Below are 25551 nucleotides of genomic sequence, written 5' to 3'. Positions count from 1 at the left end.
AATGTGTAGTAAATTCAATAAAACTAATGGTATCAAGCAATTGAATATTATAAATAAGAAATATATTTATGCGGCATTCGGTGCAATCCTGACGGCTTCCTTTTCGTCTCAGGCGTTGGCGTGGGGATGCATTGCAGTCGCAGGCGATGGAACCTACGGATACAGTTACAACTTCAGTAAAAAGCGCGATGCGAAGCAACGGGCCAAGGCGGAATGCGATATCCGCACGCGTGAGGCCTGCTACATCGATTCCTGCGATCCGAACGGTTGACGTGTCTGCACGGACAGGCGTGCCCTTGATTTCAAGATCTTCGGGCGTGCCGTTCCGTCGCGATCAGATAAGCAGCAGCTGCCGCAACCATGGCCGCCAGAACGAACCAGGTGAGGGCATAGACCTGGTGGTTGTTCCGGAACGTCACCACGGTCAGCCCGCCCACGGGTAATCCCCCCGGATTGGGCGCCGAATCCGCATCGATGAAATAGGGTGCAATGAGGGCTATGCCGCGCTTGTCGGCAATTGCGGCGACGTCGCGGCTGTACCAGCGATCGTTGACCGGGTCGTTGGACCGGATGAACGTGCCGCCCGGTTCGGGGAGGCGCAGCAGTCCGTTGATCGTGACGGGGCCGGTTGGCTGACCATTTGGCCGGCTGATCGGATCGCGCGACGCTGTCGGCACAAAACCTCGGTTGATGAGAATGCTGCTGCTGTCAGCCAGCATCAGCGGCGTGATCACCCAGTAGCCTGCACCGCGTTCGGTCGATGCGTAGACGTAGGTTTCCTTGCTGTTGTCGAAAGTGCCGCTGACGCGGACGCGTCTGTATTCGACATCGGCCGGTTTGCTCGCCGCCCATTCGGATCCGCTCGGCGGTGCGACCGGCTCTGCATGGATGCGAGTGTCGATGCGGCTGATCAGGTCGAGTTTCCAGGAAAGGCGCTCCAACTGCCAGGCGCCAAGCGCGATAAATACCGCCGTGAGCAACAGCAGCAGGCTGCAGATTGTGGCGGTCAGCAGGTGCGATCGCTGTCTTGAGGGGTGGGCGTCTATCATGTCGCTCCAATTGAAAAGGGCGGCGTTTCCGCCGCCCATTTTTGGGTCAGGGCATGTTCTTCATCATTTCCGGCGTCATGGGCATCATGTTTGCATTCATATGATGCATGACCCAGAACGAGCCCGAGAGCGCAATCGCCACGATCAGCAAGGTGAAGATCAGGGCAAGCAGCGTCCAGCCACCTTCCGACTTGGCGTTCATGTGCAGGAAGCAGACCATATGGACGACAATCTGGATGGCGGCGAAGATCATGATCACCACAGCCGTGACGATCGGGCTCGGGATGACCTTGGCCATCACCAGCCAGAACGGAATGGCCGTCAGGATTGCGGCAAGAACGAACCCCGTCATGTAGCTCTTCATGGTGCCATGAGCCGCTTCATGACCGTGGCTATGAGCGTGATGCGCCTCGAGGGCGTCTTCGTGTGCGGGTGCTTGCGTCGTCATCCGACAACTCCCATCAGGTAAACAAAGGAAAAGACGCCGATCCAGACGACATCGAGGAAGTGCCAGAACATCGACAGGCACATCAGCCGACGCTTGTTCTCGGCGATCAGGCCGTGCTTGGACACTTGAATCATCAGCGTGACCAGCCAGATGATGCCGAAGGTGACGTGCAGGCCGTGCGTGCCGACCAGCGTGAAGAACGACGACAGGAACGCTGAGCGGGTCGGGCCCGCGCCTTCGTGGATCAGGTGCGCGAACTCGTAGAGCTCGATGCCGAGGAAAGCGGCGCCGAACAGGCCGGTGATCGCCAGCCAGATCAGCACGTTTGCCTTGTCACCCTTTTCCATCTGCAGCATGGCAAAGCCATAGGTGATGGAGGAAAGCAGCAGCATGCTCGTGTTCAGTGCCACAAGCGACAGGTCGAAGAGATCCGCCGGCGAGGGGCCGGCCGCATAGTTGCGGCCGAGCACGCCGTAGGTGGCAAACAGCACGGCGAACATCAGGCAGTCGCTCATCAGGTAGAGCCAGAAGCCCAGCATGGTGCTGTTTTCCGGATGATGCTCTTCCGTCAGGTAGAACTGCGGGTTCTCCGCCGTGGTATCAATAGCGGGGCTGCTCATGCGGTCACCTGCGCTTCCAGCTGTTTCGTGCGCGCTTCTTCCGTTTCGGTCACGACCTCGGCCGGAATGTAGTAATCGCGCTTGTAGTTGAAGGTGTGGGCGATCGCGATGCCGATCATCAGCACGAAGGTGAGTGCTGCCAGCCACCACATGTACCAGATCATGCCGAAGCCGAAGGCGACGCTCAGCGCACTGAGAATGACGCCTGTGCCGGTGTTCTTTGGCATGTGGATCGGCTTGAAGCCACTGACCGGGCGTTCATAGCCACGACGCTTCATGTCCCACCAGGAATCGTGGTCGTGCACGACCGGGGTGAAGGCGAAGTTGTATTCGGGTGGCGGCGACGAGGTCGACCATTCCAGCGTGCGGGCATCCCAGGGGTCACCCGTCTCGTCGCGCAACTGGTCGCGCTTGTAGTAGCTGACCACCAGCTGGATGAGGAAGGAGGCGATGCCGAAGGCGATCAGGACGGCGCCGAAGGCGGCGATGACGAACCAGATCTGCAGCGACGGGTCCTCGAACTGGCTGACGCGGCGGGTCACGCCCATCAGGCCGAGCACGTAGAGCGGCATGAAGGCGAAGTAGAAGCCGATGAACCAGAACCAGAAGGACATCTTGCCCCAGAACGGATCGAGCTTGTAGCCGAACGCTTTGGGGAACCAGAAAGTGACGCCCGCCATCAGCCCGAACACCACGCCGCCGATGATGACGTTATGGAAGTGGGCGATCAGGAACAGCGAATTGTGCAGGACGAAGTCGGCCGGGGGAACTGCGAGCAGCACGCCCGTCATGCCGCCGATCACGAAGGTGATCATGAAGCCGATCGTCCACAGCATCGGCACTTCATAGCGGATGCGGCCGCGATACATCGTAAACAGCCAGTTGAACAGCTTGGCCCCGGTGGGGATCGAGATGATCATCGTGGTGATGCCGAAGAAGGCGTTGACGGATGCGCCGGAGCCCATGGTGAAGAAGTGGTGCAGCCAGACGAGATAGGACAGGATGGTGATGACCACCGTGGCGTAAACCATTGAGGCGTAGCCGAACAGGCGCTTCCCGGAGAAGGCTGCGACGACTTCGGAGAAGATGCCGAAGCAGGGCAGGATGAGGATGTAGACTTCCGGGTGACCCCAGATCCAGATGAGGTTGACATACATCATCGGATTGCCGCCGAGGTCGTTGGTGAAGAAGTTGGTCCCCACGTAACGGTCGAGCGACAGCAGCACCAGCGTCGCGGTCAGGACCGGGAAGCTGGCGACGATCAGGATGTTGGTGCAGAAGGCGGTCCAGGTGAAGATGGGCATCTTCATCATGGTCATGCCGGGCGCACGCATCTTGATGATGGTGGCGATCAGGTTGATACCCGACAGCGTCGTCCCGATCCCGGCAATCTGCAGGCCCCAAATATAGTAATCCATGCCGACGCCCGGACTGTAATCCGCACCCGAAAGAGGCGGATAGGCAAGCCAGCCGGTGCGCGCGAACTCGCCGACGAACAGCGACATCATGACGATGACGGCGCCGGCGGTTGTCATCCAGAAGCTGAAATTGTTGAGGAACGGGAAAGACACGTCGCGCGCGCCGATCTGCAGCGGCACGATGTAGTTCATCAGGCCGGTGACGAATGGCATCGCCATGAAGAAGATCATGATCACGCCGTGTGCCGTGAACACCTGATCGTAGTGGTGTGGTGGCAGATAGCCTTCCGAACCGTTGAAGGCCATGGCCTGCTGGGCGCGCATCATGATCGCGTCGGCAAAGCCGCGCAGCAGCATCACCAGCGCCAGGATGACATACATGATGCCAATCTTCTTGTGGTCGATGCTGGTGAACCACTCTTTCCAGAGGTAGCCCCAGAGCCGGAAATAGGTGAGCGCCACGACCAGTGCGAGACCGCCGATCACGACGGCCGCGAAAGTCGCCACCAGGATCGGCTCATGGTAGGGAATGGCCTCGAGCGTCAACCGGCCGAAGATCATCTTCAGAAGGTCAGGATTGGAAGACATGGAATATTCCGTTCATTGATGTCGTGAACCGGCCGGCGCAACGATGCCCGGCCTCGATTTCAATTGTTTGTTTCAGCCGGTGCAGCGCCGTGCTGGCTATGATCCATGCCGGGCATCTGATGTCCCTTGTGCTGCATGTTCATGTCCTGCATGCCGTTTTCGTCCTTCGGCTTTTCCTCGGTGCTTGTCGGCGTCGCTTCTGCTGCTGGTTCTGCATGCGGCGTACCATGTCCAGGTGAAACGGACAGGTCGCCTTGAAGGCCGTTGCGGTTGTCGTATTCGAGCTTTTCGCGGTTTTCGGCACTCTCCTTGCCGGCACCGCCCATGTGGTTAATGTGCATCACATCGCTCATGCACATCTTGCCGGGGGTGACGCAGAGATTGAGGATCCGTTCGTAAAGTCCATCTTCAGCCGTCGCATAGTAGCGGACCGGTTCCTTCTCGCTCGGTTTCTCGAGCTTCAGGTAGGCATCGCGGTTGAGCGCTGTACCTTGCGACTTGACCCTGGCGATCCACTGGTCGAAGCCCGCCTGATCCACACCGTGGAACTTGAAGCGCATGTGGGAGAAACCCGCGCCAGAGTAGTTCGCCGAGATGCCCTCGAACTCGCCCGGCTTGTTGATCACGGCGTGCAGCTTGGTCTGCATGCCCGGCATGGCGTAGATCTGGCCTGCCAGTGCCGGCACGTAGAAGGAATTCATCACGGACGAGGCGGTAATCTTGAACTCGATCGGGCGATCGACGATGGCGGCCATCTCGTTGACGGTGGCAATTCCGTATTCCGGATAGAAAAACAGCCATTTCCAGTCGAGAGCGACGACCTCGACGATCAGCGGCTTGGTGTCTTGCGGGATTGTACGCTCAGCATCGATGCGATCGAGCGGCCGGTACGGATCAAGCTTGTGGGTGCTGATCCAGGTGATGGCGCCCAGCGCGATGATGATCGCCAGCGGTGCCGACCAGATCACCACCTCGAGCATGGTCGAGTGGTGCCAATCGGGATCGTATTTGGCCGACGTGTTCGAGCGGCGGTAGCGCCAGGCGAACAGCAATGTCAGGAAAATCACCGGCACGATGATCAGCAACATCAAAACGGTGGAAATGATGATGAGATCCCGCTGCTGGAGCGCGATATCGCCTGAGGGGGACATGACCACCATGTTGCATCCTGCCAATGCGAAAAAGACGGGCAGAGCCAACAGAAGGCGGGCAAACTTAGGTACTTTTTTCACGTCGCTAAGCTCTTCTGGTTACTTTGGGACTGCGACTAAAGCACTTCAGTGATATGTGATATGAGGTGGAATGTCGCAGTGCAAAACAAATTGCCGCAGTGCGGCGTGACGAGAGGCAAGCTGTAACGTCATTCGATATGTACGATCCCTGCGGCCTGATCCCGCATCCATTTTCTATGGACAGGACAAGTTTTCGCGGCCCGGCAAACCTACACCCGCCATCGGGAAATGGGCAACTGGCACACGATTGTTTTTTGGGCAGGGTCTAATATTCGGAAATGGAGATGAACAAAATCTACAATGCGCTCTTGATATCCTGTCATCTTCGATCACAATCCGGGTGAAGCGTTCCGCAAGAGCGCTTCGGGACGTGGGAGGCGTTTAGAATGAGCAGTGCAACCAATTACAGGCCATCTTCTTCAACAATGGAGCAGGACGCGCGCCGGATCCATGATGACAGACCGGTTTCGCCAGGCAGTATCGCCATCGGTGTTATCATTGGTCGCATGTCGGAATTTTTTGATTTCTTCGTCTTTGGCATCGCGTCCGTCATCGTCTTTCCCCAGTTGTTTTTTCCCTTTGCGCCAGACCGCCTGACGGCGACGCTGTATTCGTTTTCCATCTTTGCGCTTGCCTTCATCGCCCGGCCGGTCGGTTCTATCGTCTTCATGACGATCGACAGGCTCTACGGACGCGGCACAAAGCTGACCATCGCCCTCTTCCTGCTGGGAGGCTCCACGGCATCGATCAGTTTCCTGCCCGGCTATGAAAGCATCGGGTACTGGTCGATCGCGCTGCTTGCACTTTTCCGACTTGGGCAAGGGTTTGCACTGGGCGGCGCATGGGATGGGCTGGCATCGTTGCTTGCGTTGAATGCGCCAAAGAATCACCGTGGTTGGTATGCGATGATCCCGCAGCTTGGCGCACCCATCGGCTTTGCGTTGGCCAGCACGCTGTTTGGCTATTTCGTTGCCAATCTTTCCAGCGCAGACTTTCTCAGTTGGGGTTGGCGCTATCCATTCTTCGTGGCGTTTGCGATCAATGTCGTCGCACTGTTTGCTCGACTGAGGCTGGTCATGACCAAGGAGTTCGGCACGCTGCTTGAGCAACATGAATTGCAGGCGGCGCCGATATCCGAAGTGCTGCGATTCCATGGCCGGGACATCCTGATCGGGGCATTCGTGCCGCTGGCCAGCTTTGCCATGTTCCATCTGGTCACGATCTTCCCGCTCGGCTGGGTCAGCCTGTTCGGCAACATGCCGACTGGGGAATTCCTGTTTATCCAGGTGCTGGGAGCAGCCGTCGGTGTCGCCGGGATCATCACATCGGGATTGCTCGCCGATCGTATCGGCCGACGCAGTCAGCTTGCAGTCTGCGCAGTCATTATCGCCGTCTTCAGCTTTGCCGCCCCAATGCTGTTGTCGTCCGGAACGCGTGGTCAGGAGGCCTTCGTGATCATCGGTTTCGGCGTTCTCGGCCTGTCCTTCGGCCAGGCGGCGGGCTCGGTGTCCTCGCGCTTCAGCCTGCGTTACCGCTATACCGGCGCCGCGCTGACCTCGGATCTCTCCTGGCTCATCGGTGCGGGTTTTGCGCCGCTTGTCGCGCTCAGCCTGTCGACCAATTTCGGTCTGGCATTCGTGGGCTACTACCTGCTGTCGGGCGCGATTTGCACATTGCTGGCGATCTATTTCAGCCGCACGCTGGAAGCCGGCGGTCCGGAACAGACATTGAGGTAAGCGGGCTACAAAGCCAGAAAACAAAAGAGGCGGGTTCTCGTGGACCCGCCTCTTTTGTCGTCAGTCTATAAAGCCCGCCGAAAAGGTCAGATCTTCGTTTCGGTGATCCGAATTCGGCCCTGCTCATCGAGATCAATCTGGATCAGGCTGTAATCATGGACGGAAGCGTGCGGCGTTTCCATGGGGTGCTGGTGTGTGGCCTTGATGACCATGACATCGGCGCCTGCTGCTTCGGCCGCCTGAATGCCGGCTGGCGCATCCTCGAACACGAGGCATTCGCTGGCGCTTACACCCAGCCTGTCGGCTGCCGCCAGGAATGGATCCGGGTGAGGCTTGCCTTTGGTCACGTCTTCGGCGGTGATGAAGACTGGCGGAGGCGTTACGCCAGCAGCCTTCAGGCGCTTGCTCGCCAGTGCCAGCGATGCGGAGGTGACAATAGCCCACCGGTCAGGCGGCAGGGACTTCAGGAAGGCGGAGATGCCGCCGATCGGCATGATGCCTTCGACATCCTCTATTTCGGCTTTGGTCACCCATTCGACTTCGGCCTCGATATCGATGTCAGCCAGATTCTGGCGACGGATGGTGTCTTCAGCGCGCACGCCGTGAATGGTCGGCAGGAAGGCTTCCGCATCGAGGCCGTGGCGCTCGGCCCAGCGGCCCCAGACGCGCTCGGCTGCGGCAACCGAACTCAGGAGCGTGCCATCCATGTCAAACAGAAGGGCGGCATAGGACTTGCTTGTGACGTGCTTGAGCATGGAATTTCCGGGAAGAATACATGTATTGCCGAAGGCGCAGCGGCTGACGGTAAGTCTGCCGCTGCTTTCCTATCAGTTGACGGATTGCGGTCCCAGCGCATTCCACTCGCTGAACACCTTGTCGAAGATCGCGGTGCCCGTCGCGCCCTTCTCAAGGGTGATCAGGGCCCGACGACCATTACGATAGGTGATCGGTATATCGATCCACGACCGGGTCTTCATCAGATCCAGGTTGGTGCTGCGTGCCTCTGCGTCGTCATTGAGGGCCACCATGTGGAAGTCGTCGGTAATCTTTGCGGGTACGGCAATCAGCGGGTTGCCGCGATCCTGTTCCGTCTGCTTGAACGCTATCCGCTGGATGCTCTCGATATTGCCTTCGGGAAAGTCCTTGGGCAGAGCGAAGACGATTTCGATGATGTGGCTCGCCGGCAACGAGGGATCGGTGTTGCGCTTGATCGACAGCAGCGCCGAGATCTTCCTGTCCGGGATATCAAGCTTTGCCTCGATCGAGGGATCGGGTTTGCCGTCCTTGGTATCCGACTTTTCCGACCACACAATCGTGCCGGTGGCGGCAACAGGCGAAGTCTGCCCGAGACGCTCCTCATAGAGGAACATCTTCTGGGTTACACCCAGCGACGGGGTCTCGGCTGTTGGTTTGTTGTCCACCGGCTTGGTGTCGTTGGTGGCCACTTCCTTGCCAGGATCGGTTTGTCCCGCGACGGACTTGCCTTCTTTGAGGCCCTGATCAACCGCCACCGTTTCCGCAAGTGAAGCCGTTTCCGTCCCGTCGATATTGAGGCGCTGGGTGAACTTCTGCGGTCCGGCGCCGTCCACGGCAGCGACCTCGGCCTGCTTGTTGGCATCGGCGGGCTTGGCATCGATCGCCGCCTTTTCCTTTGCATCCGTTGCCGCCTTGTCATTGCTGACCGGCTTTGCCGGCTCTCCGGCAGGGAAGATATCGGCGGCAAGCCGCGATACGTCGTCCCGGAAATGCCACAGCGCATAGGCGCCGCTGGCGACAACCAGCGCACCGGCCACGCCAAGCGCCAGAAACAGCGGCTTGACCCCGCCTTGCCTGTTTTTCTTTTTCTTGTTGTGCATCCGGAAGGATTTTCCTTCCAGCTTGTTTACCGCCCGCGTAACCTCGGGCGGCAGCTCGGCCGCTGTTGTGCTCGACGACCCAGCAGCCTCTGCCGTCGTCCTGTCGAAGCCGATGAGATCCTCGAGCTCTGCGCGTGCGCTTGCGCCCGACGTCTCGATTTCCTTCTGCTTGGCCTCCAAGGCCTTTTCGAAGGAAGCGGGCTTCGGAATATCCGGCAGGTCGTCGAAAGGTGCGTCCCACGAAAAATCGTCGCGCTTTTCCGCCTTCTGCTGAAGTGGCGGCACTGCGGTCCGGTTGAAATCCTGCTGGACGAAATCATTGAATCCGGAAACGACATCCGTTTCGTCGTACGAGGCCTTCGGCATGGAAGCCGTCGGCTCATCGATGACTTCCGGCGTTGCTTCCGGTTCCTGATCGAGCTCGACAGGCCAGGCGGGAGACTGTTCGACAGCAGCGCTCACCGCATCGTCATTTCGCGCCGCTGCAGCGGTTTGCTCGCCGTCGATTTCTGGCAGGTACTCCTCGATATTGTCGGGGTGCGCCAGATGCTCTGCATTGTTTGGCTGGCCAAAATCCGTGGCTGCGGGGGCCTGTTCCGCGGTCTCGGCCCCAGGGCCGTCATCCGGTGTCGCCTGCTCCGGTTCGGCATGCGGCGCAAGCGCTACTTCATCGTCATTCTGGGCATAGTTTGTGGAGTGGGTGCCATCAGACGGATAATCAGTGGCTGCAGGCTCTGCGACCTGTTCGGTGTGATGCTCATCCGGCGTCCGGACAGTCTCTTCGTGCGCATGGGAGCCGAGCTGTTGGTGGTCCTGCTCGGGATGAACGGCTTCCTGTGTCTCAGTCTCGGGCTCGATCGGCTGTGCGACCGGTTGCGCGGACTGAACCACGTCGGCGTCCGCCGCAGGTTGCGCCGGAGCGCTCTCGATCTCCTTGGAGTCGGCGTAGGCAGGTGCTTCAGCCTGCCCGACTGGAGCCTCTGAAGGAAGAGCCTCGGCATGTTCCTCCTCGACCTGGCGGATGGCGGCATCCAGCTTGTCGAGTTGCTTCTGAAACATTACTTCCGGTGGCCGCGGCTTCATGTTTTCCAGCTGCCGGACAACGGCCGACCGCGCGCGTTCGTACACCTTCGCACGCATTTCGGGTGTGTTGTCGCTCAGGCCGTCAACGGCGCGTCGGATGACTGCTATAAAATCCGCCATATGGTCTTTCTCAAATCTTTACGCCGGGTGGAGCGATCCCCGCCCGGCGTACCGGATTAATCTTCAAAAGGATCGGTCACCAAAATCGTATCGTCGCGTTCCGGGCTGGTCGACAAAAGCGAAACAGGAGCGCCAATCAGTTCTTCGACCTGGCGCACATACTTGATCGCCTGCGCCGGAAGGTCGGCCCACTTGCGCGCGCCGACTGTCGATTCCTTCCATCCCTCCAGCGTGATATAGATCGGCTGGATACGGGCCTGAGCCGCCTGGCCCGCTGGCAGATGGTCGATTTCCTTGCCGTCGAGCAGGTAGCCGGTGCAGATCTTCAGCTCTTCCAGCCCGTCAAGCACATCGAGCTTGGTCAGCGCGATGCCGGTCACGCCGTTCGTGGCAACCGCCTGGCGCACCAGGGTGGCGTCGAACCAACCGCAACGTCTCTTTCTACCGGTAACTGTGCCGAATTCATGACCACGCTCGCCCAAAAACTGGCCGACCTCGTCCGTCAGTTCGGTCGGGAAGGGGCCTTCGCCAACGCGGGTGGTGTAGGCCTTGGTGATTCCAAGCACGTAATTGAGCGAGGAAGGGCCCATGCCGGAACCCGCCGCGGCCTGGCCGGCGACGGTGTTGGACGAGGTCACGAACGGGTAGGTGCCGTGGTCGACGTCAAGAAGCGTGCCCTGTGCGCCCTCGAACAGGATACGCGCACCCTTGCGGCGTTCGCGGTCCAGAAGGGCCCACACGGTTTCGGAATAGGGCAGGATGAGATCAGCGACCGAGGTCAGCTCAGTCATGATTGCTTCATGGCTGATTTCGGCTTCGCCAAGCCCGCGACGCAGCGCATTGTGATGGGTCAGCAGTCGGTCGACCTTGAGGCCAAGCGAAGAGGGGTCGGCGAGATCGGTCACACGGATTGCACGACGGCCGACCTTGTCCTCGTAGGCGGGGCCAATGCCGCGCCGGGTGGTGCCGATCTTGGTGCCCGAGTTGGATGCCGCGTCTTCGCGAATACCGTCGAGTTCGCGATGCAGCGAAAGGATAAGGGTGGCGTTGTCGGCAATGCGGAGGTTTTCTGGCGTGATGGTTACACCCTGCTTGCCGAGCTTTTCGATCTCCGCGATCAGCGCGTGCGGGTCGATGACCACACCGTTGCCGATGACTGCGAGCTTGCCCGGACGCACGACGCCCGACGGCAGAAGCGAAAGCTTGTAGCTTACGCCATCGATCACCAGCGTATGGCCGGCATTATGACCACCCTGGAAACGGACAACGATATCCGCGCGCTCGGAAAGCCAGTCGACAATCTTGCCCTTGCCTTCGTCGCCCCATTGTGAGCCGACTACCACCACATTCGCCATTTGATGCTTCCTGTAAAAGATCCGGGCGGGAGGCCGCCCTATACAAACCCGCGCACATATACTTGGTTCAAATCAGGAAATCGACCCCGTATTTATACGCATTCCGGCTTTTTGCGTGACAAAAACCGGCTCCGGACGCTATTGCTGGCGGCATATTGCCAGATTGGTAGCCTGATTCCATGCATCCTTCCTTCAAAGCCTATATTTTCCTTCTTATCACAGCATTCGGTTGGGCGGGAAACGCAGTTATTGCAAAGTTCGCAGTGGGGCACATCGGGCCGTTCGGTTTGTCGGCGGCACGGTGGATGCTGGCCCTTGTATTGATCATAGCCATCTCTGTTCCGCAGATCCGCCGGGACTGGCCAAAGATCCAACAATACTGGCCGCTGCTGCTGGGCTATGGCGCGGTCGGCTTCGCAGGTTTCAATGCTTTGCTTTACTCGGCGCTGCAATACACCTCGGCGATCAATTGCGTGATCGAGCAGGCCGGCATTCCCGGCATCATCTTCATCAGCAACTACCTGCTTTTCCGGATGAAAGTCTCCATCGCGCAGATCGCCGGATTCTCGCTGACCTTGCTGGGTGTCGGGCTGACGGCAACGAACGGTTCGTTTGCTTCCATAGGGGATCTGCATCTCAATTTCGGCGATGCGCTGATGTTGGTCGCAGCTGTCGCCTATGCCGGTTATACAGTGTCGTTGCGTTGGAAACCAGACATTCACTGGAAGAGCCTGATGGCGGCGACAGCGACAGGCGCTGTGCTCGCTTCGGTCCCGCTGGCGGGCGTTGAAATCGCTTCCGGCAAATTCATCGTGCCTGACACGATCGGCTGGATCGCCATACTTTATACGGGAACCATTCCGTCGCTGCTGTCGCAGATATTTTATGTGCGCGGCGTCGAACTGATCGGCCCCAATCGCGCCGGGCTGTTCATCAACGCGGTGCCCGTGTTCGGGACGCTGCTTTCGGTGATGCTCCTGAGCGAACAGCTTCAGCCTTTCCACATCGCGGCTCTGGCGATGGTGCTGAGCGGGATTGCAATCGCGGAAAAGGGGCGGCCCCGAGCCGCCTGATCGCGTGCAGCCGAAGCGCGGGTATTTTATTAACGCTGGTTGCGCCTGGCCAGATGCGCTTCCCAATCCAGTGCCGTTTTGACGATGAATTCGAGATCGTCGTATTGCGGAACCCATTGCAGTTCGCGCTTCGCAAGCGACGGATTGGCGACGATCGTGACCGCATCGCCGGGGCGGCGTCCGGCAAGGTGTATCTCGAACTCCTTGCCATGCACCTTCTTAACCGTTTCCAGCACTTCGAGGACGGAGAAGCCGCGACCGTAGCCGCAATTGGCGATAATCGATTCACCTCCGGCGCGCATCCGTTCCAGTGCCTTGAGATGGGCATTGGCGAGGTCGCTGACATGAATATAGTCGCGCACGCAGGTGCCGTCGGCGGTCGGGTAATCGGTGCCGAAAACGTCGATATGGCTGCGTTTGCCAAGCGCCGCTTCGCCCGCCACCTTGATCAGATGGGTCGCACCGACCGTCGACTGCCCAGTACGGCCTTTCGGATCTGCGCCGGCGACGTTGAAATAGCGTAGTGCCGTGTAGACGAAGTCATAAGCGCGGGCCGCATCACGCAGCATGATCTCCGTCATCAGTTTTGACGAGCCATAGGGCGATTCCGGATCGAGGCGGGCGGTCTCCAGCACTGGCTCCGGTGTTTCCGGCGTGCCGTAGACCGCAGCCGTCGATGAGAACACGAAGTGCGGAACCTTGTGTCTGATGGCGGCGGCGATCAATGCCCGCGACTTGACGGTGTTGTTCTCGTAGTAGGCCAGCGGGTCGGAGACCGATTCCGGGACGATAATCGAACCCGCGAAATGGATGATCGCGTCGATGTCGTTCTCGGCGAAGACCTTCTCATGCAATGCCTCGTCGGCGATGTCGCCTTGGTAGAATTTCACTTCCGGCGGAAGCGCCCAGCGAAAGCCGGTCGAGAGGCGATCAATAACCGCGACATCTTCGCCCGCATCAAGAAGGGCCCACACCATGTGGCTGCCGATATAGCCTGCTCCGCCGGTCACCAAGACTGTCATATGAGAATTCCAGATCTGAATTGTTTCCGCTCGGGGTTCTATAGGGGAAATAACTTACCGTAAACATTGATCAGGGTGGTGTGGAAGGTTGATAACCTCACCGGACATCGAGAAAGACGTTTCCAACCGGGTCACCAACGACTATCCTTGACCTATGAATAGTGTTCCCGTCGCCCAGTTGAGTTCACCCGAACTCGCGCAACTCATGCATTTCTACGCTGAATCCGGCGTCGAATGGATGCTGGAGGACGTTTCCCAGGATCGGTTTGCGGAATTCGAGGCATTCGAAGCCCGGCGATCGACCCAAACCAACTCTCCGGTCGCCGATCGTCCCGTTCCCGTTCCCGCTCCTGCCACCCCGCGGCAGCAGGCGCAGGAGCGTGGACCCACCCCGCATGCGCCGCAGATCGCCGTACCGGCTGCCGAAGTTATTGTGGAGGCTCAGCGAATCGCAGCATCTGCAACGACGGTTCAGCAACTTGCCGAGGCCGTTTCCGCCTTTGGTGGGTGCAATCTGCGCAACAGTGCTCGCAGCACCGCCTTCATGGCCGGTAATCCGGCGGCGCGCATTGTTGTTGCCGGTGGGCTACCGGGTGCCGACGACGATCGGGAGGGAGCGCCATTTTCCGGTGTCACTGGCGGGATCCTGACGCGTATGCTGGCGGGAATATCTATCGCCGCTGATGAGGTGATGATGTTCAATTTCATTCCGTGGCGACCGCCGGGCAGCCGCCCACCCACTTTGCATGAGGTGGAAATCTGCAAACCCTTCGGGCTGCGTCTTATCGAACTCGTGCGCCCAGTCGCGGTTCTTGCGCTCGGAAACTATCCGGCCAGGTATCTCTCCGGTTCGGATGAAGGGATCCATTCCCTGCGCGGTCGCTTTATCGACATAGAGGCCGGAACCATCAGCACGAGACTGTTTGCCACATTTCATCCTCAGGACTTAATCGCAGCCCCCCTCAATAAGCGCCTTGCATGGCAGGACCTGCTTGCTTTCAATTCGGAAATAAGTAATTGAAATTATTTGGTTATGTGTCGATGTGCAGGCTGTGGCCGCTATGACACGAGCCCTGACACAAAGCAGACACCTTCCCATCCTATCGATAAGGCCGGTTTGAAGTTTGCTGCAATGCAGTGTATATTGCTGCAATGCGATAAGCAGATTCGGTTCGGGAGGAATGGAAGGAAAGGTTGCCATGCGCGATATACGCCGACCCATTCATTCGGCCTTCGAAAGCCTCAGGACCAGATGCTATCCACAGAATCGCGAGGCGCGGTTTGGTCACGGGGTATTCCCCACCAACGAGCAGTTGACGGCGCTTGGGCTTGCAGTCAGTCGTCAGAGGAATGATTTCCTGATGCCGGGTTATTCAAGATAGGCAACAGGGTGTAAGAAAGAGTAATTGCTGCCTTGCGCTGTTTTTGCCGCACTCGGTTGAAAACATTTGTTTTAAGGGGGTTTCAACACATATTTTCGCCGGTCGATGCTTTTTTTGGCTTAACGAATGTGCAAGAGAATTGTTGCAAATTCGAACGTAAGCGTGAAATACGTCTGATCGAAATTTTGGAGTCTGAAGCGAACTTTTCAAACGGAGTTCATTCAGGCTCTGACTGCCTGCCGGGAACGGGGCGGATGCGACATGCTCCGCTGGAGGGAATTTGAGTGAAATGCGTCATACGGTAATGAGCACAGCGCGGCTGACTGGACTTGCGAAAATTGCATTGGGTGTCGCCACCGCCGTGTCGCTTTCTGTGACGGCAGGATGCAATGCTGTGCCGAACGATGGTCCGCTTGCATCCGAGGTTCAAAAGTCTTCGGCAGGCGGTAAGACTTATGAAATCCCCGAGGGCCGGATAAAGTTCGATGTCGTCCAGGTGGACCAGCGGGTTGCCAATTCAGCCACGCAGCTTGGCCAGCCGTCGCTGGTAAAGACCTTCGGTGTCGGCGGCGCACCCAGTACACCGGTAATTGGCGTGGGCGACGAGCTTCAGGTGACGATTTTCGAAGCCGGCCCTGATGGGCTGTTCTCGACCACCAACAGCAAGGCCACCAACATTCCGGTGATGGTGCAGCCAGATGGCCATGGACAGATCCCCTATGCCGGCTCTGTCCGGTTTGCAGGCAAGACTCTCGAAGGCGCGCGCCAGGAGATTGTCGGCGCGCTCAAAGCGAAGGCGGTTGAGCCTGACGTTATCGTGACAATGACGAAGAACCTTTCTCGCACGGTTTCCGTGCAGGGGGCGGTGAATAATCCACAGATGGTCCAGATCGGACTGGCGGGTGCGCCGCTAACGAGCGTGGTCGCGCTGGCCGGCGGTGCGGCAAAGCCTCCGTTCGACACCTATGTAACGTTGACGCGCGGTCGCAAATCAAGCACCGTCCTGCTGCAGAGCGTGATCGACAATCCGAAGGATGATGTCTACATCAATCCGCTCGACAAGATCTTCCTGACCTACGATCCGCAGACATTTACCGCGCTTGGTTCGACGTTGAAGGCGGGCAAGATTCCATTCGAGGCTGGCTCTCTGAGCCTTATCGAAGCGGCGGCGCTCGCAGGCGGCAGCCGCGCCGATCTAGCCGATCCCAGGGGCTACTTCGTGTTCCGTTACGAATATGAACCGGTCTATCGGCAGGTGGTCGGCGAAAGCCGGTTCCGTGACTTGCTGTCCAAGGGTATGATGGCCAACAAGGATGGCCGCTATCCCATCGTTTATCGTATCGATCTGACTGATCCGCAGAGCTATATCGTCACCCAGTCGTTCCCGATCCGTAATAAGGACGTGCTCTATTTGTCGCGGCACCCGTCCACGGACTTCGTGAAGTTCATGGCGTTGGTTTCCTCGCCGGTCCGGATTGCCCGCGATGTCGATGCGATAATGCGCTGATCGGCTCCCGTCGGAGCGCAAGGGCATGGAGCCCTGAGATGGAATTTGCTGAAGTTCGCCCCCGCTACGCAGTAACGTCGTGGGGGCTCTGGGAACTGCGATCAGACCTTGCCGTGCTGCTCGGCGCGGAAATCCTGCTTTGGCCGTTCTGTTCAGCATCGTCGGTCGATGGTTTCATCGGCTGGGGACGCCGTCCATCGGGACTGAAAGCGCAACGGCTCGCTGTAGCCCATGCAAAGCCGGTTTTGACGTTCGAGGACGGCTTTCTCAAGAGCTACGCACCCGGGCGCGGCGATCCAGCTCACAGCTACATCATCGACCGCAAGGGCATCTATTTCGATGCAGCTGGCGACAATGATCTCAAGGATCTAATCGACGAGACGGAAACGACGCTCGCGATGACAGCGCGTTCGCAGGCCGCGATCGCCTTTATCCGCGAGAATCGCCTGTCGAAATACAACAATTCGCCTATTCGCAGTCTTGCCGACGCCGGCATGCCGTATGGCAAACCGTATGTCCTGCTGGTCGATCAGGTCGCCGGGGATGCATCGATTTCCGGTGCAATGGCGGAAGATTCCACATTCGGACGGATGATCGAACATGCGCGCCAACACTATCCGCATGCCGCCCTGGCGATCCGGACACATCCCGCGGCGAAAAACAGTCTGCTCCTGGAGGCCGCGCGGAAGCTCGGAGTCGATTTTGTCACTCCGGGACGCATGAATCCCTGGCCGCTCATTGAGGAGGCCGACGCTGTCTATACGGTATCAAGCCAGCTTGGTTTCGAAGCGCTGATGGCCGGGAAAATCGTTCATTGCTTTGGCGCCACCTACTACTCCCATCGCGGCCTGACGCAGGACTATTGCGCCCTGCCTTCGGCGCGCAAGAATGCGAGCCTCGTGCAGGTGTTTCATGCCGCCTATATCGGCTACTCCAGCTACCTGGATTTGCACGAGCGCAAGCCTGTCGAAATCGAAGTGGCGCTGCAGCAGATGCAGACGGTGCGCGACCAGCGCAACCGAATCGAGCGCCGCGTTTATACCGGCGGCCTTTCGCCATGGAAACGCAAGGCGTTGCAGCCATTCATACAGGGGCCCGCGGGGACGCCTATACAGGTGCGTAACTTTGGTCGGGCCGTGGATCTCGCTCGATTGCATGGCGGTCAGATCGCGGTCTGGGGATCGGGCAGGGCACTGCCTGACGGAATACCTGCGGTTCGGTTCGAAGACGGGTTTATCCGTTCGCGCGGCCTTGGCGCCAATCTGGCGTTTCCGTGTTCGCTCGCGATGGACGATGAGCATGTGTATTATGATGCACGCGGCGAAAGCCGGCTGGAGCGCCTGATCGCCGCGCACGAATTCCCGGATGCCCTCACGCTAAGGGCGCGAAAGCTCATTGACACAATTGTCGCTCGCGGCGTCTCCAAATACAATATCGGCACGGACATAGAGGTGCCTGATGTCGCGCCCGGCCGTCTCAGGATCCTGATACCGGGACAAGTCGAGAGAGATGCGTCGATCCGATTTGGCTCACCGCAGATCAGAACCAACAGGGAGCTGGTAGCGGCGACGCGCAATCTCTATCCCGATGCCTTCCTTGTCTACAAGGAGCACCCCGATGTGACCTCCGGTTTGCGGTCCGGCGGGGAAGTCCCCACGGATGCGGACACGATCGTGCGCGAGGGGGACATCAAGCACTGGATTGACTGGTGTGACAGGGTCGAAACGATGACGTCGTTGGCCGGATTCGAGGCTCTGATCCGGGGCAAGCAGGTGGGGGTGCATGGAGTACCGTTCTACGCCGGCTGGGGGCTGACGGATGATCGCCTAGACGTGCCGCGCCGGAAGCGCCGCGTCACCGTGGAAATGCTGGCTGCGGCAACGTTGATTCTCTATCCTTTCTACATCCACCCATTGAGCGCAATGCCCTGCACGCCCGAGGAACTGGTCGAGGAGATTGCACGCAAGCGAATAGTGCCGGTCAGCGGCTTTACGCGCTTGAAGCACGCGATTTTTCAATCAATTAATCGCACAGCCGTCAAAATACGTGATAGTCGAAACTGATCCCGCAGCAGGATGATATGCACGGACTGGGTGTTGAAGACGGTCCAGAAATAGAACTGACCCCCGGCTGGTTGTCTGTTTAAAATTTTGAATATCAATGATTTAAACGCTAAGGTTCGGCTCAGGCTCCGGTGCGCGTTTAAAAAGTGGCGCAACTAGCCTTGCGGTTGCGCAGATGGAAAGGGTTGTGGCTTTGTTACATCAAGTGCTTCCGGTCTGTTTCCGACAGGTTGAAAAACAGAGGCCGTTGTGCAAAGAGCAGTCCAAGCTGTCCTGCATCCGAAGAAGGCGTGAAGCAAAGTCGACATGACCATACCCGATGATGAGAAAAGCAAAGGCGGGGTGACTTCGCGTCAGAAGGCGAGAAATCCCAGCGGCAAGACCAAGAGGTTGATGTCGCTGCCTTTCATCGGCCGTGTCCGCCGCAGGTTCCCCAACAAGAATTCTCCGCGTGTCGTGCTTCTGCAGGGACCTGTGGGTAGTTTTTTCCGCCGCGCGCAGGATCACCTCAATGCCAATGGTTTTGATGCGTGGCGTGTATGCTTCAACGCCGGCGACCGACTCTTCTCGCGCGGTGAAAAGTCGCTGAATTTTTCGGGCAGTGCCGAAATCTGGCGCGCCTGGTTTAACGGGATCCTTAGTGAACACGGCTTCGACGCCGTCGTGCTGTTCGGTGCTGACCGTATCGTCCATCGCATCGCGCTGGAATGCGCTGAACAGGTGGGCATTCCCGTCCTATGTCTCGAGGAGGGGTATATCAGGCCCGGCTACGTGACGATGGAACTCGGCGGTAACAACTGGCGTTCGCCGATCGCGGGACAATTGCCCCCGGATCATTTCAATTCGCCGCGCAAGGATGGTCCCAAGGCTGTTCCCGCACCCGGTTCCTTCAGCGCCATGGCTTGGTGTGCGTTCCAGTATTTCACGCTGCGAGCCCTGATCTCGACGCCCGGCGAGAGAAAGCTGTTCCACAAGCAGAAGCGTACGCTTCTGTCAGAGGGCTTTTACTGGTTTAAGAACTACTATCGCAAGTTTGCTCATGTTGGCCGGAACTACCGCATCTCCGAGCGTCTGCTCGAACATCACGACAAGCGGTTCTTCATCGTTCCGCTGCAAGTCCATGATGATACGCAGCTCGGGCGCGCCGCCAACAGCTGGAACAACCAGAAGCTCATTCTGAAGACCATTGTTTCCTTTGCCCGCAATGCGCCCGAGGATCATCAACTGGTCTTCAAGATTCATCCGATGGAGCGCGGCCATACCCGCGATCGGAATTTCATCCGGCAGGTGAGCGCGCTCAACGATGTCCGCGACCGGGTGCATGTGCTGGACGGCGGCTCGCTCAGCCTGCTAACGCGTCATTCCGCCGGGATGATCACCATTAATTCCACCTCGGGCCTTTCGGCGCTACACCACGGGGTGCCGCTCGCAGTCATGGGGCAGGCGCTCTATCGGCACAGCGAATTGGCGTTCTGCGTCGAGCGCGGCATGGACCTCGACCGGTTCTGGAACGACGGCTGTGCCGCCCCGGACGCCGTACGGCAGCGTTATCTCAGCTGGATCCAGCATGAATGCCTGGTGGGTGGTGACTTCTACGCCAAGGACGGCATGGAAGCTGCAGTTGGGGCGCTTCGCCTGAAGATCGAGAGTGCGCTGGAAAACAGGGCACCCGTTGGCGGCGCGGCCGGACAGGTCATCGTCGCCGCGTTTGGGCAGACTGGCAAAGAATAATGGTCCTGGGGCTTGGTCCCCGGTCTGCCCTTCATGAAAAAGGCCCGCTGTGCGGGCCTTTTGTCTATTTGTTTCTTGCCGTGGATATCAGCGCTTTGCGCCCCAGGCAATGAAATGGCCGTTGGCAAAATCGCTGTCGCTTGCCTGGTCTGTCTTGCCATAGGCGAAGGGGTTACCTTCTGTATCGAGCGTCGTGCCACCTGCGGCGCGCAGGACCGCGTCGCCGGCGGCCGTATCCCACTCCATCGTGCGTCCGAACCGCGGATAGACGTCGGCACTGCCCTCGGCCACCAGGCAGAACTTGAGCGACGAGCCGACGGACTTGGTTGCGGTGATTCCCTGCTCTGCCAGAAAGGCTTCCGTCTCGGGTGAATTGTGGGAGCGGCTGGCGACAGCGGTTAGGGTCTCGCCACGCAGGCGACACCCGATCCGGCTACGCGAGGCGATGGTGAGATTGTCCGTGATGTCGAGTTTCTCTGCCGTGCCATTGATGCCGGTATAGGCAACGTTGCGAGCCGGCGCATAGACGATGCCAGCCGTCGGCACGCCATTTTCGACAAGCGCGATGTTGACCGTGAAGTCGTCGCGCTTGTTGATGAATTCCTTCGTGCCGTCCAGAGGATCGACGAGGAAGAATCGCTTGCCGGAGACATCGGGGATGTTGCCAGCGGCGGCGGCTTCTTCCGCCACGACCGGAATATCCGGGAAGGCCTTGCTCAGCCCTTCCAGGATAATCGCTTCGGCACGCTCGTCAGCTTCGGTTACGGGCGAACAGTCGTTCTTGTAGGTGACGTTCGGGCCAGCCCGATAGACGTCGAGAATCGCTTTACCGGCGGCAAGCGCAAGGGTTTCGAGTGTTTCGATCATCGTTGGCCTATCGCTTGTTCAGGTAACTGTCGATCAGGATCGCCATTTCGGCTGGTTCGTGACCGAGCGTATGCAGGTGCACTTCCGGATTTTCCGGTGCCTCATAGGCCGAGCTGATGCCGGTGAAGTTCTGTATCTCGCCTGACTGGGCCTTCTTGTAGAGGCCCTTTGGATCGCGCTTGATGCATTCTTCGAGCGGCGTATCGACAAAGACTTCGACAAACTCGCCGTCGCCAAACAGATCGCGGGCCATCTGGCGCTCGGAACGGAATGGCGAGATGAAGGACACGATCACGATGAGACCGGCATCCACCATCAGCTTGGCGACTTCCGAAACGCGCCGGATATTTTCCACGCGGTCGTCGTCGGTAAAGCCAAGATCGCGGTTGAGGCCATGGCGGACGTTGTCGCCATCAAGCATGAAGGTGTGCTTGCCCTGGGCGTGCAGCAGCTTTTCAAGGTTGTTGGCGACGGTCGATTTTCCGGAGCCGGAGTAGCCGGTAAACCAGACCACTGCCGGTGACTGGTTCTTGATCTCGGAACGTGCGTCCTTGTTGACCTCCATGGCCTGCCAATGGACGTTGGACGCGCGGCGCAGTGGGAAATCGATCATGCCTGCGCCGACCGTCGCATTGGTGAAGCGGTCGATCAGTACGAAGTGTCCGCTGACACGGTTCGATTTGTAGGAGTCGAATGCGATCGGCGCCTGGGTCGAGATATTGCACTCGCCGACCTCGTTCATGTTGAGGTGCTTGGCGGCCTCATGCGAGAAGGTGTTGATATTCACCTGATGCTTGAGCGCCGTGATCGTTGCGCTGACGCTATCGACCTCTGTGCGCAGGATATAGGAGCGTCCGGGAATCATCGGCTGGCTGTCGAACCAGATGATGTGAGCCTGGAACTGGTCCGCAACATGGGGGCGGTTGGTCGGATCGACCAGCATGTCGCCGCGCGAAATGTCGATTTGGTCTTCGAGAACGACCGTGACCGCCTGGCCCTCGATGGCGTTGCTGAGATTGCCACCATGGGTGACGATCTCCTTGACCTTCGATTCCTGGCCGGATTTCGCTACGATGACCTTGTCGCCGACGGCAAGCTTGCCGGATGCGACCTGACCGGCAAATCCCCGAAAGTCGAGGTTCGGGCGGACGACATACTGCACCGGGAAACGGAACGGCTTGTCGAGATAGTCGTTCTCCACCCGCACCGTTTCCAGATGACCGAGAAGGGTGGGGCCGCTGTACCAAGGGGTCTTTTCGGATTCCATCGTGACATTGTCGCCGAAGCGGGCAGACATCGGAATCGGCTGGATCGAGGCAAAGCCGAGATCCTTGGCGAACTCCATATATTCGGCCACGATGGTGTCGAAGACCTCCTGGGAATAGTCCATCAGGTCGATCTTGTTGACCGCAAGCACGATATGGCGAATGCCAAGCAGCGAAGCGATGTAGGAGTGGCGACGGGTTTGCCGCAGGATGCCCTGGCGCGAATCGACCAGCACGACTGCGAGGTCTGCCGTGGAGGCGCCGGTCGCCATGTTGCGGGTATACTGTTCGTGGCCTGGCGTGTCGGCGACGATAAACTTGCGCTTGGAGGTAGCAAAGAATCGGTAGGCGACATCAATGGTGATGCCTTGTTCGCGTTCGGCCTCAAGCCCGTCCACCAGCAGAGCGAAGTCGATATCCTCGCCCACTGTGCCATGCTTGGCGCTGTCGCGTTCAAGCGTCGCGAGCTGGTCCTCGAATATCAGCTTGGTATCATAGAGTAGCCGGCCGATCAGGGTCGACTTTCCGTCGTCCACGGATCCGCAGGTCAGGAAGCGCAGCATGGATTTCTTTTCCTGCTCGCGCAGGTATTCGATCATATCGCCGGAAACGTCGGCAGGGTTCGTTACGTTCATCTCAGAAATACCCTTCGCGCTTCTTCTTTTCCATCGAGCCTGCTTCGTCCTTGTCGATCATGCGGCCCTGGCGCTCTGACGTGCGTGCTGTCAGCATCTCGCGGACGATGTCCTGCAGATCAGCTGCGTCGGAATCGATCGCGCCAGTCAAAGGATAGCAGCCGAGTGTACGGAAGCGGACGAGGCGATTTTCGACGACATCGTCGGGACCGATCGGCATACGCTCGTCGTCGACCATGATCAGCATCCCGTCGCGTTCGACCACGGGGCGTTTGGCCGCGAAGTAGAGTGGCACGATCGGGATATTTTCCTTCATGATGTACTGCCAGATATCGAGCTCGGTCCAGTTCGACAGCGGGAAGACGCGGATGGATTCGCCAGGTCCGACGCGGGTATTGTAGGTTTTCCACATCTCCGGACGCTGGTTCTTGGGGTCCCAGGTGTGCTGCGCGTTCCGGAAAGAGAAGATTCGCTCTTTGGCGCGGGACTTTTCCTCGTCGCGGCGCGCGCCGCCGAAAGCGGCGTCGAACCCGTATTTCTCAAGCGCTTGGCGAAGGCCAAGCGTCTTCATCACGTGCGTATGGGTGTTGGAGCCGTGGGTGAAGGGGCCGACGCCCTGGGCAATGCCGTCCGGATTGATATGGACGAGGAGATCGATGCCGAGCTCCTTGGCCATCCGGTCGCGGAACGCCGTCATCTCCTTGAATTTCCAACCGGTATCGACATGGAGGAAGGGGAAGGGCGGTTTGGCCGGATAGAAGGCCTTCATCGCCAGATGAAGCATCACGGAGGAGTCTTTTCCGATCGAGTAAAGCATAACGGGATTGGAAAAGCTGGCCGCCACTTCCCGGAAGATGTGGATGGCCTCAGCCTCGAGGCGCTGAAGGTGAGTCAATGACATGGTAGGCGTTAGCTCCGCTTATTTTAGCTCATGCATCTGATTAACGACGCGTTTATTGATTTTGTCCCGGCAAGGCAACTCCTTCGGCTGCAAATGAGGCGTTTTGGGGGTCTGAATTGTTGTGAGAAATGAAACATGTTGTTACCGGAATAGCCTGTCCAGATCCTGGCTGCCGGCCATTTCCTGACCAGCCACGGAAAAATTCGTACCGCAGACGTTGCCGGCCAAAATTGACGATAGGCCTATATTGTCAATAAAATGTCCCGCTGCGTATAGAGTTTGCCAAGGCACTAGGCCATGTTCGATGCATGCGGGCACCCCGCAAAACCGAAGCAAGTGGATAATCAGAATGCGGTTTTCGGCCTTTTCCATTTTCAAGGAAGCCCTTGGCGGCAATCGCGGCTGGAAGCCGCAATGGCGCGACCCGGCTCCCAAGCCCCACTACGACGTGATCATCGTCGGTGGTGGTGGGCATGGCCTCGCAACGGCATACTACCTTGCCAAGGAATTCGGGATTGCCAATGTGGCGGTGCTGGAAAAGTCTTGGCTCGGATCCGGCAATATCGGCCGCAACACCACTATTATCCGCTCCAACTACATGCTGCCGGGCAACGAACCGTTCTACGAGCTGTCGATGAAGCTGTGGGAAGGGCTGGAGCAGGACTTCAACTTCAATGCCATGATCTCGCAGCGCGGCGTCATCAATCTCTTTCATTCAGACGGCCAGCGCGACACCTACGCCCGGCGCGGCAACTCGGCCCTGCTGGAGGGGGCAGACGCCGAACTGCTCAATCCGGGGCAGTTGAAGGAAATCGCACCCTTCCTCAATTTCAACCATGCGCGCTTTCCGATCTTTGGCGGCCTCATGCAGCGTCGTGGCGGCACCGCCCGCCATGATGCTGTCGCCTGGGGCTATGGTCGCGGCGCCGACATGCGCGGCATCGATATCATCCAGAATTGCGACGTGACCGGCATCATCCGCAAGAACGGCCTGGTGACGGGCGTGGAAACCAGCAAGGGCACGATTGGCTGCAACAGGCTGGCACTCGCTACCGCTGGCCATTCGACAATCACCGCAAACATGGCTGACCTGCGCCTGCCCATCGAAAGCCACGTGCTGCAGGCTTTCGTCAGCGAGGGCCTCAAACCGGCAATCGACAACGTCATCACCTTCGGCATGGGCCACTTCTATATCTCGCAGTCCGACAAGGGCGGCTTGGTGTTCGGCGGCGATATCGACGGCTACAATTCCTATGCGCGCCGTGGCGGTCTCTACACTGTCGAGCATGTGTTCGAGACCGGCCTTTCGATGATCCCCGGCCTGTCGCGTTCGAAGGTGTTGCGCACCTGGGGCGGCGTCATGGACATGAGCATGGACGGCTCGCCGATCATCGACAAGACGCCGGTGCCCAATCTCTATCTCAACACCGGCTGGTGCTATGGCGGCTTCAAGGCCACACCGGCATCGGGCTTCACCTTCGCGCATCTGATCGCCAAGAACGAGCCACATCCGGTGACGCGCCAAATGCGGCTCGACCGCTTCGAGCGCGGCTATTCGATCGACGAGGGCGGCAAAGGCCCTCAACCCAATCTGCATTGA

Annotated in this window: 20 protein-coding genes; 8 read left to right on the top strand and 12 right to left on the bottom strand. The window is 58.7% G+C overall.

Annotation, left to right across the window (positions count from 1 at the left end):
- Window position 1: 1 nt before the first annotated feature.
- Window positions 2-271 carry a DUF4189 domain-containing protein gene (locus JJB09_RS09975; protein WP_201656954.1) on the top strand — a complete coding sequence of 90 codons (270 nt, stop codon included), beginning with the start codon at window positions 2-4 and terminating at the stop codon, window positions 269-271.
- Between the two features lie 31 nt (window positions 272-302).
- Here the strand turns inward: JJB09_RS09975 and JJB09_RS09970 are convergent, their stop codons facing one another.
- Genes JJB09_RS09970 through cyoA form a run of 5 tightly spaced genes read right to left on the bottom strand, consistent with a single transcriptional unit; the run spans window position 303 to window position 5355 of the window.
- Window positions 303-1049: an SURF1 family protein gene (locus tag JJB09_RS09970; RefSeq protein WP_201656951.1), complete on the bottom strand. Its 747-nt coding sequence runs from the start codon at window positions 1047-1049 to the stop codon at window positions 303-305.
- 46 nt (window positions 1050-1095) lie between these two features.
- A complete protein-coding gene (gene cyoD, locus JJB09_RS09965) occupies window positions 1096-1497 on the bottom strand; it encodes a cytochrome o ubiquinol oxidase subunit IV (protein WP_201656948.1) in 402 nt (133 codons plus the stop codon).
- Window positions 1494-2117, bottom strand: coding sequence for a cytochrome o ubiquinol oxidase subunit III (cyoC, locus tag JJB09_RS09960; RefSeq protein ID WP_201656945.1), 624 nt, complete (start codon window positions 2115-2117; stop codon window positions 1494-1496). Before cyoC ends, cyoD begins: the two co-directional genes overlap by 4 nt.
- Window positions 2114-4123, bottom strand: coding sequence for a cytochrome o ubiquinol oxidase subunit I (gene cyoB / locus JJB09_RS09955; protein ID WP_201656942.1), 2010 nt, complete (start codon window positions 4121-4123; stop codon window positions 2114-2116). The genes cyoC and cyoB overlap by 4 nt, the downstream gene beginning before the upstream one ends.
- 59 nt (window positions 4124-4182) lie before the next feature.
- Window positions 4183-5355, bottom strand: coding sequence for a ubiquinol oxidase subunit II (gene cyoA, locus JJB09_RS09950; RefSeq protein WP_201656939.1), 1173 nt, complete (start codon window positions 5353-5355; stop codon window positions 4183-4185).
- Between the two features lie 386 nt (window positions 5356-5741).
- Between cyoA and JJB09_RS09945 the strand changes: the two genes are divergently transcribed.
- On the top strand, window positions 5742-7091 hold the full coding sequence (locus JJB09_RS09945; protein ID WP_201656936.1) for an MFS transporter: 1350 nt from the start codon (window positions 5742-5744) through the stop codon (window positions 7089-7091).
- Window positions 7092-7177: 86 nt separating this feature from the next.
- On the opposite strand, the gene JJB09_RS09940 is transcribed toward JJB09_RS09945, so the two are convergent.
- The 3 genes from JJB09_RS09940 to JJB09_RS09930 all read right to left on the bottom strand — a co-directional run bounded on the left by JJB09_RS09940 (window position 7178) and on the right by JJB09_RS09930 (window position 11505).
- Entirely contained in the window at window positions 7178-7846 is a 669-nt protein-coding gene (locus tag JJB09_RS09940) for an HAD family hydrolase (RefSeq protein WP_201656933.1), read from the bottom strand.
- Window positions 7847-7918: 72 nt separating this feature from the next.
- Window positions 7919-10150, bottom strand: coding sequence for a hypothetical protein (locus JJB09_RS09935; protein ID WP_201656930.1), 2232 nt, complete (start codon window positions 10148-10150; stop codon window positions 7919-7921).
- 56 nt (window positions 10151-10206) lie between these two features.
- Window positions 10207-11505, bottom strand: coding sequence for an adenylosuccinate synthase (locus tag JJB09_RS09930; protein ID WP_201656927.1), 1299 nt, complete (start codon window positions 11503-11505; stop codon window positions 10207-10209).
- A 179-nt stretch (window positions 11506-11684) separates the two neighbouring features.
- On the opposite strand from JJB09_RS09930, the gene JJB09_RS09925 reads away from it, so the two are divergent.
- Window positions 11685-12578, top strand: a complete 894-nt coding sequence (locus tag JJB09_RS09925) for a DMT family transporter (protein WP_201656924.1) — start codon at window positions 11685-11687, stop codon at window positions 12576-12578.
- 29 nt (window positions 12579-12607) lie between these two features.
- Here the strand turns inward: JJB09_RS09925 and galE are convergent, their stop codons facing one another.
- The gene (galE, locus tag JJB09_RS09920) at window positions 12608-13600 is read right to left on the bottom strand and encodes a UDP-glucose 4-epimerase GalE (RefSeq protein WP_201656921.1); all 993 of its coding nucleotides are present in this window, start codon (window positions 13598-13600) and stop codon (window positions 12608-12610) included.
- A 154-nt stretch (window positions 13601-13754) separates the two neighbouring features.
- Between galE and JJB09_RS09915 the strand changes: the two genes are divergently transcribed.
- The 4 genes from JJB09_RS09915 to JJB09_RS09900 all read left to right on the top strand — a co-directional run bounded on the left by JJB09_RS09915 (window position 13755) and on the right by JJB09_RS09900 (window position 20283).
- Window positions 13755-14621, top strand: a complete 867-nt coding sequence (locus tag JJB09_RS09915) for a uracil-DNA glycosylase (RefSeq protein ID WP_201656918.1) — start codon at window positions 13755-13757, stop codon at window positions 14619-14621.
- 650 nt (window positions 14622-15271) lie between these two features.
- Entirely contained in the window at window positions 15272-16489 is a 1218-nt protein-coding gene (locus JJB09_RS09910; protein WP_246748658.1) for a polysaccharide biosynthesis/export family protein, read from the top strand.
- A 38-nt stretch (window positions 16490-16527) separates the two neighbouring features.
- Window positions 16528-18552: a capsular polysaccharide biosynthesis protein gene (locus JJB09_RS09905; protein ID WP_201656915.1), complete on the top strand. Its 2025-nt coding sequence runs from the start codon at window positions 16528-16530 to the stop codon at window positions 18550-18552.
- Window positions 18553-18858: 306 nt separating this feature from the next.
- Window positions 18859-20283, top strand: a complete 1425-nt coding sequence (locus JJB09_RS09900) for a capsular biosynthesis protein (RefSeq protein ID WP_201656912.1) — start codon at window positions 18859-18861, stop codon at window positions 20281-20283.
- Window positions 20284-20370: 87 nt separating this feature from the next.
- On the opposite strand, the gene cysQ is transcribed toward JJB09_RS09900, so the two are convergent.
- Genes cysQ through cysD form a run of 3 tightly spaced genes read right to left on the bottom strand, consistent with a single transcriptional unit; the run spans window position 20371 to window position 23951 of the window.
- Window positions 20371-21150, bottom strand: a complete 780-nt coding sequence (gene cysQ / locus JJB09_RS09895) for a 3'(2'),5'-bisphosphate nucleotidase CysQ (protein WP_201656909.1) — start codon at window positions 21148-21150, stop codon at window positions 20371-20373.
- A 7-nt stretch (window positions 21151-21157) separates the two neighbouring features.
- Entirely contained in the window at window positions 21158-23050 is a 1893-nt protein-coding gene (gene nodQ / locus JJB09_RS09890; RefSeq protein WP_246748657.1) for a bifunctional sulfate adenylyltransferase/adenylyl-sulfate kinase NodQ, read from the bottom strand.
- A gap of 1 nt (window position 23051) precedes the next feature.
- Window positions 23052-23951, bottom strand: a complete 900-nt coding sequence (cysD, locus tag JJB09_RS09885; RefSeq protein ID WP_201656906.1) for a sulfate adenylyltransferase subunit CysD — start codon at window positions 23949-23951, stop codon at window positions 23052-23054.
- 349 nt (window positions 23952-24300) lie between these two features.
- Between cysD and JJB09_RS09880 the strand changes: the two genes are divergently transcribed.
- Window positions 24301-25551: a sarcosine oxidase subunit beta family protein gene (locus JJB09_RS09880; RefSeq protein WP_201656904.1), complete on the top strand. Its 1251-nt coding sequence runs from the start codon at window positions 24301-24303 to the stop codon at window positions 25549-25551.

This window comes from Phytoamicus setariae, assembly GCF_016722925.1.
GTDB classification, from domain to species: Bacteria; Pseudomonadota; Alphaproteobacteria; order Rhizobiales; family Rhizobiaceae; genus Rhizobium_E; species Rhizobium_E setariae.
The sequence above is the reverse complement of the archived record's forward strand: the minus strand, read 5'-3'. Positions and strand labels throughout refer to the sequence as shown.

Excerpts from the sequence above, each read along its gene's own strand:
- JJB09_RS09915 (WP_201656918.1), top strand. The coding sequence starts at position 13,755 with ATGAATAGTGTTCCCGTCGCCCAGTTGAGTTCACCCGAACTCGCGCAA.
- JJB09_RS09880 (WP_201656904.1), top strand. The coding sequence starts at position 24,301 with ATGCGGTTTTCGGCCTTTTCCATTTTCAAGGAAGCCCTTGGCGGCAAT.
- cyoB (WP_201656942.1), bottom strand. The coding sequence starts at position 4,123 with ATGTCTTCCAATCCTGACCTTCTGAAGATGATCTTCGGCCGGTTGACG.
- cysD (WP_201656906.1), bottom strand. The coding sequence starts at position 23,951 with ATGTCATTGACTCACCTTCAGCGCCTCGAGGCTGAGGCCATCCACATC.
- JJB09_RS09930 (WP_201656927.1), bottom strand. The coding sequence starts at position 11,505 with ATGGCGAATGTGGTGGTAGTCGGCTCACAATGGGGCGACGAAGGCAAG.
- galE (WP_201656921.1), bottom strand. The coding sequence starts at position 13,600 with ATGACAGTCTTGGTGACCGGCGGAGCAGGCTATATCGGCAGCCACATG.
- cyoD (WP_201656948.1), bottom strand. The coding sequence starts at position 1,497 with ATGACGACGCAAGCACCCGCACACGAAGACGCCCTCGAGGCGCATCAC.
- JJB09_RS09900 (WP_201656912.1), top strand. The coding sequence starts at position 18,859 with ATGACCATACCCGATGATGAGAAAAGCAAAGGCGGGGTGACTTCGCGT.
- JJB09_RS09940 (WP_201656933.1), bottom strand. The coding sequence starts at position 7,846 with ATGCTCAAGCACGTCACAAGCAAGTCCTATGCCGCCCTTCTGTTTGAC.
- JJB09_RS09925 (WP_201656924.1), top strand. The coding sequence starts at position 11,685 with ATGCATCCTTCCTTCAAAGCCTATATTTTCCTTCTTATCACAGCATTC.
- nodQ (WP_246748657.1), bottom strand. The coding sequence starts at position 23,050 with ATGAACGTAACGAACCCTGCCGACGTTTCCGGCGATATGATCGAATAC.
- JJB09_RS09910 (WP_246748658.1), top strand. The coding sequence starts at position 15,272 with ATGCGTCATACGGTAATGAGCACAGCGCGGCTGACTGGACTTGCGAAA.
- JJB09_RS09970 (WP_201656951.1), bottom strand. The coding sequence starts at position 1,049 with ATGATAGACGCCCACCCCTCAAGACAGCGATCGCACCTGCTGACCGCC.
- JJB09_RS09935 (WP_201656930.1), bottom strand. The coding sequence starts at position 10,150 with ATGGCGGATTTTATAGCAGTCATCCGACGCGCCGTTGACGGCCTGAGC.
- JJB09_RS09905 (WP_201656915.1), top strand. The coding sequence starts at position 16,528 with ATGGAATTTGCTGAAGTTCGCCCCCGCTACGCAGTAACGTCGTGGGGG.
- cyoC (WP_201656945.1), bottom strand. The coding sequence starts at position 2,117 with ATGAGCAGCCCCGCTATTGATACCACGGCGGAGAACCCGCAGTTCTAC.
- cysQ (WP_201656909.1), bottom strand. The coding sequence starts at position 21,150 with ATGATCGAAACACTCGAAACCCTTGCGCTTGCCGCCGGTAAAGCGATT.
- JJB09_RS09975 (WP_201656954.1), top strand. The coding sequence starts at position 2 with ATGTGTAGTAAATTCAATAAAACTAATGGTATCAAGCAATTGAATATT.
- JJB09_RS09945 (WP_201656936.1), top strand. The coding sequence starts at position 5,742 with ATGAGCAGTGCAACCAATTACAGGCCATCTTCTTCAACAATGGAGCAG.